13 protein-coding genes, 1 tRNA gene and 1 other RNA gene are annotated in these 17,064 nt (G+C 55.2%); 12 read left to right on the top strand and 3 right to left on the bottom strand.

Annotated elements, in window-relative coordinates; all coding sequences use genetic code 11:
- Positions 1-70: 70 nt before the first annotated feature.
- Complete coding sequence (locus OGY62_RS03170) at positions 71-2,404, top strand: molybdopterin guanine dinucleotide-containing S/N-oxide reductase (RefSeq protein WP_286459062.1); 2,334 nt, start codon at positions 71-73, stop codon at positions 2,402-2,404.
- Here the strand turns inward: OGY62_RS03170 and OGY62_RS03165 are convergent.
- Both OGY62_RS03165 and tag read right to left on the bottom strand, forming a co-directional pair.
- Positions 2,382-2,813 (bottom strand): N-acetyltransferase, encoded by a 432-nt coding sequence (locus OGY62_RS03165; RefSeq protein WP_200024260.1) that lies wholly within the window; start codon positions 2,811-2,813, stop codon positions 2,382-2,384. The genes OGY62_RS03170 and OGY62_RS03165 overlap by 23 nt on opposite strands.
- On the bottom strand, positions 2,791-3,372 hold the full coding sequence (gene tag / locus OGY62_RS03160; protein ID WP_058668258.1) for a DNA-3-methyladenine glycosylase I: 582 nt from the start codon (positions 3,370-3,372) through the stop codon (positions 2,791-2,793). The genes OGY62_RS03165 and tag overlap by 23 nt, the downstream gene beginning before the upstream one ends.
- Positions 3,373-3,530: 158 nt before the next feature.
- Between tag and OGY62_RS03155 the strand changes: the two genes are divergently transcribed.
- The 11 genes from OGY62_RS03155 (at position 3,531) to OGY62_RS03105 (ending at position 15,726) form a co-directional block, all read left to right on the top strand.
- Positions 3,531-4,235 carry an autotransporter outer membrane beta-barrel domain-containing protein gene (locus OGY62_RS03155; protein WP_047460372.1) on the top strand — a complete coding sequence of 235 codons (705 nt, stop codon included), beginning with the start codon at positions 3,531-3,533 and terminating at the stop codon, positions 4,233-4,235.
- 252 nt (positions 4,236-4,487) lie between these two features.
- Positions 4,488-5,690 (top strand): L-lactate MFS transporter, encoded by a 1,203-nt coding sequence (locus OGY62_RS03150; protein ID WP_071259261.1) that lies wholly within the window; start codon positions 4,488-4,490, stop codon positions 5,688-5,690.
- A 213-nt stretch (positions 5,691-5,903) separates the two neighbouring features.
- A complete protein-coding gene (eptB, locus tag OGY62_RS03145; RefSeq protein WP_286459059.1) occupies positions 5,904-7,595 on the top strand; it encodes a kdo(2)-lipid A phosphoethanolamine 7''-transferase in 1,692 nt (563 codons plus the stop codon).
- A 91-nt stretch (positions 7,596-7,686) separates the two neighbouring features.
- Positions 7,687-7,763: transfer RNA gene (locus tag OGY62_RS03140), tRNA-Pro, on the top strand.
- Positions 7,764-7,796: 33 nt separating this feature from the next.
- A non-coding RNA gene (locus tag OGY62_RS03135) (RtT sRNA) lies at positions 7,797-7,930 on the top strand.
- 708 nt (positions 7,931-8,638) lie between these two features.
- Positions 8,639-10,246, top strand: a complete 1,608-nt coding sequence (dppA, locus tag OGY62_RS03130) for a dipeptide ABC transporter periplasmic-binding protein DppA (RefSeq protein WP_012135678.1) — start codon at positions 8,639-8,641, stop codon at positions 10,244-10,246.
- A 196-nt stretch (positions 10,247-10,442) separates the two neighbouring features.
- Positions 10,443-11,462 carry a dipeptide ABC transporter permease DppB gene (dppB, locus tag OGY62_RS03125; protein WP_286459057.1) on the top strand — a complete coding sequence of 340 codons (1,020 nt, stop codon included), beginning with the start codon at positions 10,443-10,445 and terminating at the stop codon, positions 11,460-11,462.
- Between the two features lie 9 nt (positions 11,463-11,471).
- Complete coding sequence (dppC, locus tag OGY62_RS03120) at positions 11,472-12,374, top strand: dipeptide ABC transporter permease DppC (RefSeq protein ID WP_012135676.1); 903 nt, start codon at positions 11,472-11,474, stop codon at positions 12,372-12,374.
- Between the two features lie 10 nt (positions 12,375-12,384).
- Complete coding sequence (gene dppD, locus OGY62_RS03115; RefSeq protein ID WP_012135675.1) at positions 12,385-13,368, top strand: dipeptide ABC transporter ATP-binding protein; 984 nt, start codon at positions 12,385-12,387, stop codon at positions 13,366-13,368.
- Positions 13,365-14,369: a dipeptide ABC transporter ATP-binding subunit DppF gene (dppF, locus tag OGY62_RS03110; RefSeq protein WP_012135673.1), complete on the top strand. Its 1,005-nt coding sequence runs from the start codon at positions 13,365-13,367 to the stop codon at positions 14,367-14,369. Before dppD ends, dppF begins: the two co-directional genes overlap by 4 nt.
- 154 nt (positions 14,370-14,523) lie before the next feature.
- Positions 14,524-15,726 (top strand): sigma-54 interaction domain-containing protein, encoded by a 1,203-nt coding sequence (locus tag OGY62_RS03105; RefSeq protein WP_049009742.1) that lies wholly within the window; start codon positions 14,524-14,526, stop codon positions 15,724-15,726.
- A 33-nt stretch (positions 15,727-15,759) separates the two neighbouring features.
- Here the strand turns inward: OGY62_RS03105 and OGY62_RS03100 are convergent, their stop codons facing one another.
- Positions 15,760-17,058 (bottom strand): aromatic amino acid transport family protein, encoded by a 1,299-nt coding sequence (locus OGY62_RS03100; protein WP_110493675.1) that lies wholly within the window; start codon positions 17,056-17,058, stop codon positions 15,760-15,762.
- Positions 17,059-17,064: the final 6 nt, after the last annotated feature.

Raw genomic sequence — 17,064 nt, 5'->3', positions numbered from 1 at the left:
AAATTTGTAAGTAACATTGAGCGGCATAATAAATAAGCCGTCACACCTGCATCGCATTCAGGAGCGCATTTTGATCAACGCACCATCGCACTATTCGGTATTAACCGCCGCCCACTGGGGACCTGTCCGGGTCGACACTGACGGCGAGACGATTCTCGCGTCTCGCGGGGCGCTGCCCACTTCGCATCTCAATTCCCTGCAAACCGTCGTACGCGACCAGGTTCACAGCCCTACCCGGGTGCGTTTCCCGATGGTGCGTAAAGGATTTCTCGCCTCGCCAGAGAAGCCACAGGGCGTGCGCGGTCAGGATGAATTTGTGCGGGTGAGTTGGGATGAGGCGTTGGATCTGATCCATACCCAGCACAAACGTATTCGTGAAACATATGGGCCGTCCTCGATTTTTGCCGGTTCTTATGGCTGGCGCTCGAATGGCGTACTGCATAAAGCTTCCACCCTGTTGCAGCGTTATATGGCGCTGGCGGGCGGGTATACCGGGCATCTGGGGGATTACTCTACGGGGGCGGCGCAGGCCATCATGCCGTATGTGGTGGGCGGAAACGAAGTTTACCAGCAGCAGACCAGCTGGCCGGTTGTGCTGGAACACAGTGACGTGGTGGTGCTATGGAGCGCCAACCCTTTGAATACGCTAAAAATTGCCTGGAATGCGTCGGATGAGCAGGGCATTGCTTACTTTGCCGCGCTGCGCAACAGCGGGAAACGACTGATCTGCATCGATCCAATGCGATCGGAAAGCGCGGCGTTCTTTGGCGATAAGATGGAGTGGATCGCCCCGCATATGGGGACTGACGTGGCGCTGATGCTGGGGATTGCGCATACGCTGGTGAAAAACGGCTGGCATGATGACGCGTTTCTGGCGCGCTGCACGACCGGTTACGAGACATTCGCCGACTATCTGCTGGGCGTGAGCGACGGCGTGGCGAAAACGGCGGAATGGGCCGCAGATATTTGCGGCGTATCCGCCGCTAAAATTCACGAACTGGCGGAACTCTTCCATAAAAACACCACTATGTTGATGTCTGGCTGGGGGATGCAGCGTCAGCAGTTCGGCGAGCAAAAACACTGGATGCTGGTAACGCTTGCCGCCATGTTAGGGCAAATTGGCACGCCCGGCGGCGGTTTTGGCCTCTCGTACCATTTCGCCAACGGGGGAAACCCGACGCGCCGCGCCGCTGTACTGGCTTCAATGCAGGGCAGTCTGCCAGGCGGCACCGATGCGGTAGATAAAATTCCGGTGGCGCGTATTGTCGAGGCGCTGGAGAATCCCGGCGCGCCCTATCAGCACAACGGTATGAACCGCCATTTCCCGGATATCCGCTTCGTCTGGTGGGCCGGTGGCGCGAACTTTACGCATCATCAGGATACCAACCGTCTGATTCGCGCCTGGCAAAAGCCGGAACTGGTGGTGATCTCCGAATGTTTCTGGACCGCTGCGGCGAAACATGCCGATATCGTGTTACCTGCCACGACCTCTTATGAACGTAACGATTTAACCATGACCGGCGACTACAGCAACCAGCATCTGGTGCCGATGAAGCAGGTTGTGCCGCCGCGTGATGAGGCCCGTAATGACTTTGACGTGTTTGCCGAACTGAGCGAGTGCTGGGAAACGGGCGGCCATGCGCGCTTCACCGAAGGGAAAAGCGAACTTGAGTGGCTGGAAACCTTCTACAACATCGCCGGGCAACGCGGCGCCAGCCAGCAGGTGACGCTGCCGCCGTTTGCACAGTTCTGGGAAGCCAACGATCTGATTGAAATGCCGGAGAATGCGGCCAACGCGCAGTTTATCCGCTTTGCGGATTTCCGCCGCGACCCCGACGCGCATCCACTGAAAACGGACAGCGGCAAGATAGAGATCTACTCCCGGCGAATTGCGGACTACGGCTATGCGGACTGCCCAGGACACCCAATGTGGCTGGAGCCAGACGAATGGCACGGCAATGCCGAACCCGGTCAGCTACAGGTGCTGTCCGCCCATCCGGCGCATCGTCTGCACAGCCAGCTTAACTACAGCCAGCTTCGTGAACAGTATGCGGTGGCGGGGCGCGAACCGGTTACTCTGCATCCGCAGGATGCGCAGACGCGGGGCATTGCCGACGGCGACACGGTGCGGGTCTGGAATCACCGAGGACAAATTCTGGCGGGCGCGGTGGTGACGGAGGGCATTAGACCCGGCGTTATCTGCATTCATGAAGGGGCATGGCCGGATTTAGAGGTGTCGGCTGGCGGCATCTGTAAAAATGGCGCGGTAAACGTGTTGACCAAAGATCTCCCCAGTTCGCGACTGGGGAACGGCTGTGCGGGCAACACCGCGCTGGCGTGGATTGAAAAGTATACCGGCCCTTCGCTGACGCTTACGGCGTTTAATCCGCCTGCCAGCCCATAATCCATGTCGGATGCTGTGTATCTTCCTGCCATGCGCTGTCTTCGATACGAAAACCCAGCGCATGGTAGAAATTCACCGCCGACTGATTTTTCTGGTAAACCTCCAGGCTGAGCGCGGTAAAGCGCTGCTGAACATGCTGCACCAGCGCCTTGCCAATCCCGCTGCGGATCGCGTCCGGCGTGACAAACAGCGCGCCCAAAAAGCGCGCTTCCATCACGCTGGCAAAGCCCTTCAGTGAACCTGCTTCTTCCCACACCCAGGTCTGCGCGGCGGGCAGGTACACGTCACGCACTATCGGTTCGCTTTCGCGCCAGTAGCGCGCTTCGATAAACGGGTGGGCATAGATCGTGCTTTCCATCCAGAGCGTCAAAATTGACGCCATATCGTCAGTCCGGGATTCGCGAATCATGCTGACCTCCAGGATGGCAGAAACAGCCCGTGATATGGTCGTTGACCAGCCCGCACGCCTGCATAAAGGAGTAGCAAATGGTGGTGCCGACGAACTTGAAGCCGCGTTTTTTCAGCGCTTTTGCCAGCGCATCCGACGCGGGGGTTGAGGTGGGGATCTCGCTCAGGCTGGCGGCGCGCGTTACCTGCGGCTGGTTTTCGACAAAAGACCAGACGAATTCAGCAAACGGTTCGCCATTTTGCGCCATTGCGAGATATGCCCTGGCATTGCCGATGATGGCCTGAATTTTCCCCCGATGGCGAATAATGCCCGCATCCTGCAACAGACGCTCAACGTCGTCTTCCTGCATCGCCGCGACGCGGACGGGATCAAAGTGGTGGAAGTTTGCGCGATAGTTTTCCCGTTTCTTCAGCACGGTGATCCAGGAAAGCCCCGCCTGCTGGCCTTCAAGGCAGATCATCTCAAACAGCTTTTTGCCGTCGGTTTCGGGAATGCCCCACTCCTTGTCGTGATAGGCGATGTATAGTGGGTCCTGACTGACCCATCCGCAACGCTGCATACTCTTCCTCGCTGTTTTGACTACCGCAAAAATTTCATTCGGCCCGCCTTGACGCGCCAGCTAAAAAGACAATATTTAATACAGGGCTAATAAGCCCTGGAACCGCCAAACAATGACAATAATATCGCCGAATTCGGCTCTTCTCTGGAGTCGCGTTGATGATTATAAAAAAATGCAGTGGTCGCCAGGTGTGGTGCTGCCTGGCGAGCGTTATCGTCTGTGCAATTTTCACTAACACAGCATATGCCTGGCAACAAGAATATATCGCTGATGCCGTATCGGGTCATACGACAGAACGCTATACATGGGACAGCGATCACCAACCAAGTTACAACGATATTCTGGCGGAGCGGATTCGGTCCAGCCAGAATGCGCCTGGCCCTGTGCTGAGTCTGGCCGATCAAACGCCACTGGATGCGACCAGCGGCATGAGCATGGGCTGGAATTTTCCGCTTGCCGGGCGCGTGACGACCGGGCCGGTCGCCAGCCTGCATTACGACGGCTCAACCACCTCGATGTTTAATGAATTTGGCGACAGCGTGACGGCGCAGGCGCTGACCGACCCTCTGTGGCATGCCAGCGTCAGTACGTTGGGCTGGCGGGTGAATTCGCAGTTTGGCGATATCCGTCCCTGGGCGCAAATCAGCTATAACCAGCAATACGGCGAGAACATCTGGAAAGCGCAGTCGGGGCTGAGTCGAATGACGGCGGCGGATCAGAATGGCAACTGGCTGGATGTGACGGTGGGGGCGGATATGCTACTGAACCCGCATATCGCGGCGTATGCGGCGCTCTCTCAGGCAGATAACAGCGCAAGCAATAGCGACTATCTGTACACCCTGGGCGTTAGCGCCAGATTTTAACGAGAATACGCACGTAATAAAAACAAGTTTTTTACAATTAGGTCTCTTTAATAACAAGACGTACAGCGATAGTAGGTACTAACTGACCTTAAAAAAATCACGCCGCGCAGTCTTTGTCTCGTCATTCATTCCGCAATCCAGGCATTTCATTCCGCTCTGATGGCATTTCATGCCGTTTTTCCCCTGCATAAAAAGCACTTCGTTATTGTTATCAGCAGTGAATTTCTCCTTTGTTTATGCAGGAAGACTGCCATGAAAACTTCTGATTATCAGCGTACCCGTTGGCTGACGCTTATCGGCACCATCATCACGCAATTTGCGTTAGGTTCTGTTTACACCTGGAGCCTGTTTAATGGCGCGCTCTCTGCGAAACTGGATGAACCCGTCAGCCAGGTGGCCTTTTCATTTGGCTTGTTGAGCCTGGGACTGGCGATCTCCTCTTCCGTGGCGGGTAAATTACAGGAACGTTTCGGCGTAAAACGCGTCACGATGGCGTCAGGTGTTTTACTGGGCATCGGCTTCTTTTTAACGGCGCATTCCAACAACCTTATGATGCTGTGGCTGAGCGCCGGGGTGCTGGTTGGCCTGGCGGACGGGGCGGGATATCTGTTAACGCTGTCTAACTGCGTAAAATGGTTCCCGGAACGTAAAGGGCTGATTTCCGCCTTCGCGATTGGTTCTTATGGCCTCGGTAGCCTCGGCTTCAAATTCATCGACAGCCAGCTGCTGGCGACGGTCGGTCTGGAAAAGACATTTATGATCTGGGGCGCGATTGTGCTGGTGATGATTGTCTTTGGTTCAACGCTGATGAAAGACGCGCCGAATCAGGATGTTAAAGCGGTAAACGGGGTGGTGGAAAACGACTTCACCCTGGCGCAGTCCATGCGTAAACCGCAGTACTGGATGCTGGCGGTGATGTTCCTGACGGCCTGCATGAGCGGTCTGTATGTCATCGGCGTGGCGAAAGACATTGCTCAGGGGCTGGCGCATATGGATGTTGCTTCGGCGGCCAACGCGGTCACGGTGATTTCCATCGCTAACCTGTCAGGCCGCCTGGTGCTGGGCATTCTGTCTGACAAAATCGCCCGTATCCGCGTGATTACTATCGGTCAGGTTGTCTCGCTGGTCGGGATGGCAGCATTACTGTTCGCGCCGCTGAGTGATGTGACGTTCTTCGCCGCGATTGCCTGCGTCGCCTTTAACTTCGGCGGTACGATCACGGTGTTCCCGTCGCTGGTGAGCGAGTTCTTCGGCCTGAATAACCTGGCGAAAAACTACGGCGTGATTTACCTGGGCTTTGGGATTGGCAGTATTTGCGGGTCGATTATCGCCTCGCTGTTCGGTGGGTTCTACGTCACCTTCTGCGTTATTTTCGCTCTGCTGATCCTCTCTCTGGCGCTCTCGACCACGATTCGCCAGCCTCAGCGCCGCGTCTTTAAAGAGGCTCACGCCTGATTTTATTCATCATTTAACCACTTCCCGGCCCGGATATTTTTGTAAATATCCGGGCCGCTTGCTTATTCTTCCGACACTTTTACGCTTCCCTGTGGTCTACATACCCGCGCGTGTAGACTGTCTGACATCTGCTGTTACCGCATTTATCCACCTGCCCGGTCTGGAATGGCCTTTTGCGGGTGGTTTTTATCCCGATTTCCAGGGTTTGCTTGCATGAAATACATTAAATCGATGACGCAGCAGAAGCTGAGCTTCTTGCTTGCGCTCTATATCGGCCTGTTTATGAATTGCGCAGTGTTTTACCGCCGGTTCGGCAGCTATGCGCAGGAATTTACCGTCTGGAAAGGCCTCTCGGCAGTGGTTGAACTTGGGGCCACGGTTCTCGCCACGTTCTTCTTACTCCGTCTGCTTTCCCTGTTTGGTCGCCGCGCCTGGCGGGTTCTGGCTACGCTGGTGGTGCTGTTCTCCGCGAGCGCCAGCTATTACATGACCCTCCTGAACGTGGTGATCGGCTACGGCATTATTGCCTCCGTGATGACCACGGATATCGATTTATCGAAAGAGGTCGTCGGCTGGCACTTCATTTTGTGGCTGGTGGCGGTGAGCATTCTGCCGCTGGTCTTTATCTGGAGTAACCGCTGTCGTTACACCCTGCTGCGGCAGTTACGCACGCCGGGCCAGCGCGTTCGCAGCGTGGCGGCGGTGGTTCTGGCTGGGGTGATGGTGTGGGCGCCGATTCGCCTGCTCGACGTTCAGCAAAAGAATGTTGAACGAACAACGGGTATCGATTTGCCGAGCTATGGCGGCGTGGTGGCGAACTCTTATTTACCGTCGAACTGGCTATCGGCTTTAGGGCTGTACGCCTGGGCGCAGGTGGATGAGTCGTCGGATAATAACTCGCTGATGAACCCGGCGAAGAAGTTTACCTATGTTGCGCCAGAAGGCATTGATGACACGTACGTTGTGTTTATCATCGGCGAAACCACGCGTTGGGATCATATGGGCATCTTCGGCTACGAGCGGAATACGACGCCGAAGTTGGCGCAGGAAAAAAATCTCGCGGCGTTCCGGGGTGAGTCGTGTGATACCGCGACCAAACTTTCGCTGCGCTGTATGTTTGTGCGCGAGGGGGGCGCGTCGGAGAATCCGCAGCGTATGCTGAAAGAGCAAAACATTTTTGCGGTGCTGAAGCAGTTAGGGTTTAGCGCCGATCTGTATGCGATGCAGAGCGAAATGTGGTTCTACAGCAATACGATGGCGGATAACATTGCCTACCGTGAGCAAATCGGCGCGGAGCCGCGCAACCGGGGTAAGACGGTTGATGATATGTTGCTGGTGGATGAAATGCAGCGTTCGTTAGCGCAAACCCCTGACGGGAAACACCTGATCGTGATGCATACCAAAGGGTCGCATTATAACTATACGCAGCGGTATCCCCGCAGCTTTGCGCAGTGGACGCCGGAGTGTGTCGGCGTTGACGATGGTTGCACAAAAGCGGAGATGATCAACTCTTACGATAACTCGGTGAGCTATGTTGATCACTTTATTACCCGCGTGTTCGATCAGCTGCGCGATAAGAAAGCCATTGTGTTTTACGCCGCCGATCACGGCGAGTCGATCAATGAGCGCGAGCATTTGCACGGCACGCCGCGCAAGATGGCGCCGCCAGAACAGTTCCGGGTGCCAATGCTGGTGTGGATGTCGGATAAGTATCTGGAGAACCCGCAGCATGCGCAGATGCTTGCGCGCCTGCAACAGGCGGCGGCGATGAAAACGCCGCGCCGTCATGTGGAGCTGTATGACACGGTGATGGGATGTCTCGGCTACACCTCGCCAGATGGCGGAATTAACGAAAACAACGACTGGTGCCATATTCCGGCTGAACAGAATGCAGCGGTGCAGTAAGCGGTCTGCTGACTTTCTCGCCGATTGAATGGCATTTTCAAACTAAGGGATTGACGGGCGCGCACCTGAGCAGTAAGATGCGCCCCGCATTCGGTGATTGGCGCAGCCTGGTAGCGCACTTCGTTCGGGACGAAGGGGTCGGAGGTTCGAATCCTCTATCACCGACCAATTCAGAAAAGCCAGCCTACGGGCTGGCTTTTTGCTGCCCGGAATTTAACGAGGATGAGAACCTCCGGGGGCAAGAGGTTCGACTCGAGCGTAGCGAGAGAACGTTGCGCGAGCAACGGCCCGAAGGGCGAGCCACGCAGTGGCGAGTAATCCTCTATCACCGACCAATTCAGAAAAGCCAGCCTACGGGCTGGCTTTTTGCTGTCTGGAATTCAGCATTGTAGGCCTGATAAGCGAAGCGCCATCAGGCAGGATCGGTCGCCCACTTTCGGCAACGCCGGATGGCGGCGCAGGCGCCTTATCCGGCCTACGGCGATTTCGCCATTGGCAAAAAATGTGCATCACTTCTCACTGTTTGTTCACGTTTTTGTGACATATTCCATTGTCTTTTTTTATCTTTGCTTAAATTTTTTTTTGCGTTACTTATGGCTGAGCCCAGCATTTTCCGCTGTGCGTTTTAGCGTTCGTGATATTAATCGCTCAGATATGCAGCATTTCGTCAGAAATTTTTCACAATCTGCACAAACGTTAATCACCAAATGTTGCGAAATATGAAGCGATTAATTCTGGTGTTAACGGAGTAGCACAAATTTCCCTGCTGAAAATAGTCGTTTGAAGTTTTTTTAATCTTTGTTTGTGAATTCTCACCGTTGTTGTAAATCATGGTTGCCTGTATTGACGTTTTCACATTCTGTTGACAGATTGTAGGGCATGAGGGGCATTTCATGGAGAATCCGCACTGCAACTCAGGCGCTTATGTGAACGGAATCCCCATCCTCTTAACGCCGACCCGGCCGGGTAAAAAACAAAAAAGGCCAGGCGGTGCAAACCCACTGCAAAGGGTAAAACAACAACATCACATTTGGAGCAGAAGAATGAGTATTTCCTTGAAGAAGTCAGGGATGCTGAAGCTTGGTCTGAGCCTGGTGGCCATGACCGTCGCAGCAAGTGTACAGGCTAAAACTCTGGTTTATTGTTCAGAAGGTTCTCCAGAAGGCTTCAACCCGCAGCTGTTTACCTCCGGCACCACCTATGACGCCAGCTCAGTACCTATCTATAACCGTCTGGTGGAATTTAAAATCGGTACAACCGAAGTTATTCCAGGTCTCGCTGAAAAGTGGGATGTCAGCGAAGACGGCAAAACCTACACCTTCCACCTGCGTCAGGGCGTGAAGTGGCAGGACAGCAAAGACTTTAAACCGACGCGCGATTTCAACGCCGATGACGTGGTGTTCTCGTTCGATCGTCAGAAAAATGCCGAAAACCCGTACCACAAAGTGTCTGGCGGCAGCTATGAATACTTCGAAGGGATGGGTCTGCCAGACCTGATAAGCGAAGTGAAGAAAGTGGACGATAGCACCGTTCAGTTCGTGCTGACCCGTCCAGAAGCGCCGTTCCTCGCTGACCTGGCGATGGACTTCGCCTCCATCCTCTCTAAAGAATATGCTGACAACATGCTGAAAGCCGGTACGCCGGAGAAAGTGGATCTGAACCCAATCGGTACGGGGCCGTTCCAGCTGTTGCAGTACCAGAAAGACTCCCGCATTCTGTATAAAGCGTTTGATGGTTTCTGGGGCACCAAGCCGCAGATCGACCGTCTGGTGTTCTCCATTACGCCTGACGCGTCCGTGCGTTACGCCAAACTACAGAAAAATGAGTGCCAGGTGATGCCGTACCCGAACCCGGCGGACATCGCGCGCATGAAGCAGGACAAAAACATCAACCTGATGGAGCAGGCGGGTCTGAACGTCGGCTACCTCTCTTTCAACACCGAGAAGAAACCGTTTGATGACGTGAAAGTCCGTCAGGCGCTGACCTACGCGGTGAACAAAGAGGCGATCATTAAAGCGGTTTATCAGGGCGCGGGCGTTGAAGCCAAGAACCTGATTCCGCCGACCATGTGGGGCTATAACGACGACGTTAAAGACTACAACTACGATCCAGAAAAAGCCAAAGCGCTGCTGAAAGAAGCGGGCCAGGATAAAGGCTTCACCGTTGAACTGTGGGCGATGCCGGTACAGCGTCCGTACAACCCGAACGCTCGCCGTATGGCTGAGATGATTCAGGCTGACTGGGCGAAGATTGGCGTACAGGCCAAGATTGTCACCTACGAGTGGGGTGAATACCTCAAGCGTGCGAAGTCAGGTGAACATCAGGCGGTGATGATGGGCTGGACCGGTGATAACGGGGACCCGGATAACTTCTTCGCGACCCTGTTTAGCTGCGCTGCGGCGAAAGACGGTTCCAACTACTCTCGCTGGTGCTACAAGCCGTTTGAAGACTTGATTCAACCGGCGCGCGCCACTGACGACCACAACAAGCGTGTTGAACTCTACAAACAGGCTCAGGTGGTGATGCATGACCAGGCGCCTGCGCTGATCATCGCTCACTCCACCGTGTACGAACCTGTGCGTAAAGAAGTCAAAGGCTATGTGGTTGATCCTCTGGGCAAACACCACTTTGAAAACGTCTCTGTCGAATAATTAAAAGCCAGGGGTGCCTGAGCACCCCATGCCCGGCGGCGCTGCGTTTGCACGAACCTACGATCGTAGGCCGGGTAAGCGCAGCGCCACCCGGCGTAATGCTTTACCCCACGGCGGCGTATGCCGTGGGATAAGATTTGTGAGCAATACAGACGCACTGTCACCAGGCGGCGCGTCATTAGAGAGAATCCGGGTTATGTTGCAGTTCATCCTCCGACGTTTGGGACTCGTCATCCCCACGTTTATCGGTATCACCCTTCTCACCTTTGCCTTCGTCCATATGATCCCGGGCGATCCGGTCATGATCATGGCAGGTGAGCGTGGTATCTCTCCTGAGCGTCATGCTCAACTGCTGGCTGAACTCGGTCTGGATAAACCGATGTGGCAGCAGTACCTCCATTACATCTGGGGGGTGATGCATGGCGATTTGGGCATCTCGCTGAAAAGCCGTTTGCCGGTGTGGGACGAGTTCGTGCCTCGCTTTAAAGCGACGCTGGAACTTGGCGTCTGCGCCATGATTTTCGCCACCGCAGTAGGGATTCCGGTCGGCGTGCTGGCCGCCGTGAAGCGCGGTTCCATTTTCGATCATACCGCTGTTGGCCTGGCGCTGACCGGTTACTCTATGCCTATCTTCTGGTGGGGCATGATGCTGATCATGCTGGTATCGGTGCAATGGAACCTGACGCCGGTTTCCGGGCGCGTCAGCGATATGGTGTTCCTTGATGACTCCAATCCGTTAACCGGCTTTATGCTGATTGACACGGCTATCTGGGGCGAAGAGGGCAACTTTATTGATGCTGTCGCGCACATGATCCTGCCTGCGATGGTGCTCGGTACGATACCGCTGGCGGTTATCGTGCGTATGACCCGCTCCTCCATGCTGGAAGTGCTGGGTGAAGATTATATCCGTACCGCGCGCGCCAAAGGTCTCGCAAGGATGCGCGTCATCATCGTACACGCGCTGCGTAACGCGATGCTGCCGGTCGTGACCGTTATCGGTTTGCAGGTAGGGACGCTGCTGGCAGGGGCGATCCTGACCGAAACCATCTTCTCGTGGCCTGGCCTTGGCCGTTGGCTGATTGATGCGCTGCAACGACGCGATTATCCGGTTGTACAGGGCGGGGTGTTACTGGTAGCGACGATGATTATTCTCGTCAACCTGCTGGTCGACCTGCTGTACGGCGTGGTGAACCCGCGTATTCGTCATAAGAAGTAAGGGGCCATCATGTCACAGGTTACTGAAAATAAAGTTATCTCTGCACCGGTGCCGATGACCCCGTTGCAGGAGTTCTGGCACTATTTTAAACGCAACAAGGGTGCGGTTGTCGGTCTGGCGTATGTCGTCATCATGATCCTGATTGCGGTGTTCGCGAACGTCATCGCGCCGTATAACCCGGCAGATCAGTTCCGCGATGTGCTGCTGGCGCCGCCTGCGTGGCAGGAAGGCGGCAGTATCGCGCACCTGCTGGGAACGGATGATGTCGGTCGCGATGTGCTGTCGCGCCTGATGTATGGCGCACGTCTGTCGCTGCTGGTGGGCTGCCTGGTGGTGGTGCTGTCGCTGGTGATGGGGATTGTGCTCGGCCTGGTTGCGGGTTACTTCGGCGGCATTGTTGATAACATCATCATGCGCGTCGTCGATATCATGCTGGCGCTGCCAAGCCTGCTGCTGGCGCTGGTGCTGGTGGCGATCTTTGGCCCCTCTATCGGTAACGCCGCGCTGGCGCTGACCTTTGTGGCGCTCCCGCACTATGTGCGTCTGACCCGCGCCGCCGTGCTGGTGGAGGTGAACCGCGATTACGTTACCGCTTCCCGCGTGGCGGGCGCAGGCGCGATGCGCCAGATGTTCGTCAATATCTTCCCGAACTGCCTTGCGCCGCTGATCGTTCAGGCGTCGCTCGGTTTCTCTAACGCCATTCTCGATATGGCCGCCCTGGGCTTCCTCGGCATGGGTGCGCAGCCGCCGACACCGGAGTGGGGCACCATGCTCTCCGACGTGTTGCAGTTCGCACAAAGTGCCTGGTGGGTCGTGACCTTCCCGGGTCTGGCGATCCTGCTAACGGTGCTGGCATTTAACCTGATGGGTGACGGTCTGCGTGACGCGCTCGATCCCAAACTGAAGCAGTAAGAGGTTCGAGATGGCGTTATTAAACGTAGATAAATTATCGGTGCACTTCGGTGACGAAGGTACGCCGTTTCGCGCGGTAGACCGCGTAAGCTACAGCGTAAATCAGGGCGAAGTCGTTGGTATTGTCGGTGAGTCCGGCTCCGGTAAATCGGTTAGCTCGCTGGCGATTATGGGGTTGATTGACTTCCCGGGCCGCGTGATGGCGGAAAAACTGGAATTCAACGGCCAGGACTTGCAGCGCATCTCTGAGAAAGAGCGCCGCAACCTGGTGGGCGCGGAAGTGGCGATGATCTTCCAGGACCCGATGACCAGCCTGAACCCGTGCTACACCGTAGGTTTCCAGATTATGGAAGCGATTAAGGTGCATCAGGGCGGCAACAGGAAAACCCGTCGGCAGCGGGCGATTGACCTGCTGACTCAGGTGGGGATTCCCGATCCGGCGTCGCGTCTGGATGTCTATCCGCACCAGTTGTCCGGTGGGATGAGCCAGCGCGTGATGATTGCAATGGCGATTGCCTGTCGTCCGAAACTGCTGATTGCCGATGAACCAACCACTGCGCTGGACGTGACCATCCAGGCGCAAATCATCGAACTGCTGCTGGAATTGCAGCAGAAAGAAAATATGGCGCTGGTGCTGATTACTCACGATCTGGCGCTGGTGGCGGAAGCCGCGCATAAAATCATCGTAATGTATGCCGGACAGGTGGTAGAGACAGGGGCGGCGCACGATATCTTCCGTGCGCCGCGTCATCCGTATACGCAGGCGTTGCTGCGCGCACTGCCGGAATTCGCGCAGGATAAAGCGCGTCTGGCGTCGCTGCCGGGCGTGGTGCCGGGAAAATATGACCGCCCGAACGGTTGTCTGTTGAACCCGCGCTGCCCGTATGCCACGGATAAATGCCGTAGCGAAGAGCCGGATCTGAATCTGCTCGGCGACGGCCGCCAGTCCAAATGCCACTATCCACTCGATGATGCCGGGAGGCCCACACTATGAGTACGCACGAGGCCACCTTGCAACAGCCGCTGTTGCAGGCTATCGACCTGAAAAAACACTACCCGGTGAAGAAGGGGCTGTTTGCGCCCGAGCGCCTGGTAAAAGCGCTGGATGGCGTATCGTTCACCCTTGAGCGCGGCAAAACGCTGGCGGTCGTGGGCGAGTCCGGCTGCGGGAAATCCACGCTGGGCCGCCTGCTGACGATGATTGAAACGCCGACCGGCGGAGAACTGTATTATCAGGGGCAGGATCTGCTCAGGCACGATCCGCAGGCGCAAAAACTGCGTCGGCAGAAAATCCAGATTGTGTTCCAGAACCCGTATGGTTCGCTGAACCCGCGTAAGAAAGTGGGGCAGATTCTGGAAGAGCCACTGCTGATCAACACCTCGCTCAGCAAAGAGCAGCGTCGTGAAAAAGCGCTGGCGATGATGGCGAAAGTCGGCCTTAAAACCGAGCATTACGATCGCTACCCGCACATGTTTTCCGGCGGCCAGCGTCAACGTATTGCTATCGCCCGCGGTCTGATGCTTGACCCGGACGTGGTGATCGCCGATGAACCGGTCTCCGCGCTGGACGTTTCCGTGCGCGCGCAGGTGTTGAACCTGATGATGGATTTGCAGCAGGAACTGGGGCTGTCTTACGTCTTTATCTCGCACGACCTGTCGGTGGTCGAACACATTGCCGATGAGGTGATGGTGATGTATCTCGGCCGCTGCGTGGAGAAAGGGACGAAGGAGCAGATCTTTACCAACCCGCGCCATCCGTATACGCAGGCGCTGCTCTCCGCGACGCCGCGTTTGAACCCGGATGACCGCCGCGAGCGCATCAAGCTGACCGGCGAGCTGCCAAGCCCGCTGAATCCGCCGCCGGGCTGCGCCTTCAACGCCCGTTGCCGTCGTCGCTTTGGCCCCTGCACCCAGTTGCAGCCGCAGCTTAAAGATTACGGCGGTCAACTGGTGGCCTGTTTCGCCGTCGATCAGGATGAGAACCGACAGCAATAACTGTTGGTTATTGCCTCATAACCGGAGCCTTGTGCTCCGGTTTTTTTATATTCCATTTTTGGCTCCACAATGTGAGTCCATCGGCAGAACATTATCCCATAGCGACTAGAATGTAAGCAGATTTCTGATTGCCACAGAAATATCTGGAGCCAACGTGGTCACGATACGCTGGGATATTAAAACAATCGATCGTCTGTCTATGGTTGAGGATGTCCTCAAGGAGTTTTCCTGCCGCGATATTAATATTATCTCCATGAAGGTCACGCCGGGTCGGATTCTGATTAAATCCTGGTGCCGCCATTTGCAGGATATTTCCAGCGTCCAGACCTGCCTCAATCAACATGCCGACATTATTAATGTCGCTTATCTCTCAGAGAATCTTTCTGAACTGACCACGCCCGAACTGACGCGACCGCGCTATTTCTCCGACATTATCTGTAGCAGCCAGAGTATGCAGGTGCTGATTGAAAAAGCGCTAAAAATCGCTGACAGCAAATATACCGTCCTGATCCGTGGTGAGACCGGCACGGGTAAAGAGTTGCTGGCGCGCGCCATTCATAATTCCGGGCAGCGGCGCTTTTATCCGTTTATCCCCGTCAACTGCTCAACGCTGCCTGAGGCATTGATGGAGAGCGAACTTTTTGGTTATGAAAAAGGGGCGTTCAGCGGTGCGGACGGCAGAGGGAAAAAAGGGTTGTTTGAAATGGCGGATAAGGGAACGCTGTTTCTTGATGAATTTGGCGAAATGCCGCTGAATTTACAGGCCAAGCTGCTGCGGGTGCTTCAGGACGGCGGCATCCGCCGCGTCGGCGGGGCGCAGGTGATCCCGGTTAACGCGCGTATTATTGTCGCCACCAACGCGAACCTGGAAGAGATGGTCGAACAGCGCCTGCTGCGCGCCGATCTCTGGTATCGCATTAACGTACTGACGCTCACGATTCCGCCGTTGCGCGAGCGCCCTTCGGATATCACTTTACTGATCCGCCATTTTGTACAGAAATATGCCAAAGAGTTTCAACGGCGGCTGATACTGGACAAAGCCTGTTTTGAGTCACTGCGTCACCACCACTGGCCGGGCAACGTTCGCGAACTGGAGAACACCATTATCCGTCTGATGCTGATGTCAGAAAGTGATGTCATCACCTGCGATGATTTGGGGCTTTCAACGGTGTCACAAGCGTTGCCGGGGCATCCCGACCGTCCCTTCAAAGAGCAGGTGCAACATGCTGAGCGACAGCTGATTGAGCAGATGGTGGAAGAGAATGTCTCCTCCCGGCATATCGCGAAAGCGTTGGGGGTTTCGCACACGACGGTGCTGAATAAAATACGCAGCTACCAACTGGAAGGGGTGAGTTAAGCGCCGCCAGGAATCGACGGCGCACAGAACGCGTTATTCAATCAGCTTCAGGAGCGGAGACAGGCACAGCAAAATCCCATACAGCAGAATCAGCCAGGTTTTCAGGCCGCGCAGTTTTTCCAGTTGCGTGACTTTATAGATCAGGAAAAAAGGGATGATGCACGACACAATGCCGTACAGCGGGCTACCCAACTGGAAGAACACCAGCACCGAGACGCGGAACGATACCCAAATGACCAGCGTGATAACGATAAAGGTACAGATGCCAAGCGTCAGCGCCAGCGGATTGATCTTCTCCACGTCGATAACCCGACTCAGCACGTTGAGAATGATGCCCTTAATCGCTTCATGAAAACCCAGGTAAATACCGAAGAAGGCGGTGAGAACCGCAAAGATATTCAGTACCGTTGAGGTGAAATGAATGATCTGTCCGGGAATGACCTGCGCAGCCAATGCCAGCGCGGAGATATTCTGCTCAAAGGCGGAAACGGCTTCTTCGTGGCTGATGGAGAAGGTAAACGAAAACGAGAAGAACAGGATCACGGCAATCAGCGTGATATAGCTGATGCGGTGGGTACGGATGGCCATGCGCGTCGCCAGCACCCTGTCGGCTTCTCGTTTGCGGTAGGCAATGTTCATTGGGTTCAGCACCTGAATAAACACCGCCGAGAAAAAACAGAAGGGGACGGTGAGCAGCACATCGCGGAAGAAGACCGACGCCTGCGGGAAGGCCGTAATATTGCTGAAGTTCCAGTGCGGAATCATCGCGAAACCGAAGATCAGGATGATGCCTACCTTCACCACCACCATAGGGCCGGAGATTTTAAACAGCAGCTTTTCTCCACCGGAGGCGATAGCGACCAGTACGGCGAAGATCGCCACTTTATAGAGGATGGACTGCGAGAGATCGGCATCGGTCAGACCGAAGGTTTTAATGTACGACGCGCTGTCGAAAACCACGGATAAAGAGTAGATAAAAATGCCGTGGATAATCATCAAAAAGTAGATCACGCCGAGGAAGACGCCCCAGTTTTTCCCCAGGTAATGACTGATAATATCGGTGTAGTCATTACAGGTTTCACTTTCTGATAACGTCTTTAAGTAAATATCCTGCACGATATAGGTTGCGGGGTAGGCGATAATAAACGCGGTGATAAAGACCCAAATTCCTTTTAGCCCAATCTGTACCGGCATCAGCACCGTTCCGGCGCCAATGGCCATGCCGATACATAACAGCACCCAGCCAAAATCGTATTTCGTAAACGGTAGTTTTCCTGAGAACGCTGCGGTGGTCGCTTTACTGTTGCTTAATTGTAATGTGTTGTCCTGCATAGAGCC

Source organism: Citrobacter sp. CK198 (genome assembly GCF_030333295.1).
GTDB lineage: Bacteria > Pseudomonadota > Gammaproteobacteria > Enterobacterales > Enterobacteriaceae > Citrobacter_B > Citrobacter_B koseri.
The sequence above is the reverse complement of the archived record's forward strand: the minus strand, read 5'-3'. Positions and strand labels throughout refer to the sequence as shown.

What these genes read in the sequence shown, in the direction of transcription:
- dppC (WP_012135676.1), top strand. Translation starts at nt 11,472, where the DNA reads ATGTCACAGGTTACTGAAAATAAAGTTATCTCTGCACCGGTGCCGATG.
- dppA (WP_012135678.1), top strand. Translation starts at nt 8,639, where the DNA reads ATGAGTATTTCCTTGAAGAAGTCAGGGATGCTGAAGCTTGGTCTGAGC.
- dppB (WP_286459057.1), top strand. Translation starts at nt 10,443, where the DNA reads ATGTTGCAGTTCATCCTCCGACGTTTGGGACTCGTCATCCCCACGTTT.
- tag (WP_058668258.1), bottom strand. Translation starts at nt 3,372, where the DNA reads ATGCAGCGTTGCGGATGGGTCAGTCAGGACCCACTATACATCGCCTAT.
- OGY62_RS03100 (WP_110493675.1), bottom strand. Translation starts at nt 17,058, where the DNA reads ATGCAGGACAACACATTACAATTAAGCAACAGTAAAGCGACCACCGCA.
- OGY62_RS03165 (WP_200024260.1), bottom strand. Translation starts at nt 2,813, where the DNA reads ATGATTCGCGAATCCCGGACTGACGATATGGCGTCAATTTTGACGCTC.
- dppD (WP_012135675.1), top strand. Translation starts at nt 12,385, where the DNA reads ATGGCGTTATTAAACGTAGATAAATTATCGGTGCACTTCGGTGACGAA.
- eptB (WP_286459059.1), top strand. Translation starts at nt 5,904, where the DNA reads ATGAAATACATTAAATCGATGACGCAGCAGAAGCTGAGCTTCTTGCTT.
- dppF (WP_012135673.1), top strand. Translation starts at nt 13,365, where the DNA reads ATGAGTACGCACGAGGCCACCTTGCAACAGCCGCTGTTGCAGGCTATC.
- OGY62_RS03155 (WP_047460372.1), top strand. Translation starts at nt 3,531, where the DNA reads ATGATTATAAAAAAATGCAGTGGTCGCCAGGTGTGGTGCTGCCTGGCG.
- OGY62_RS03150 (WP_071259261.1), top strand. Translation starts at nt 4,488, where the DNA reads ATGAAAACTTCTGATTATCAGCGTACCCGTTGGCTGACGCTTATCGGC.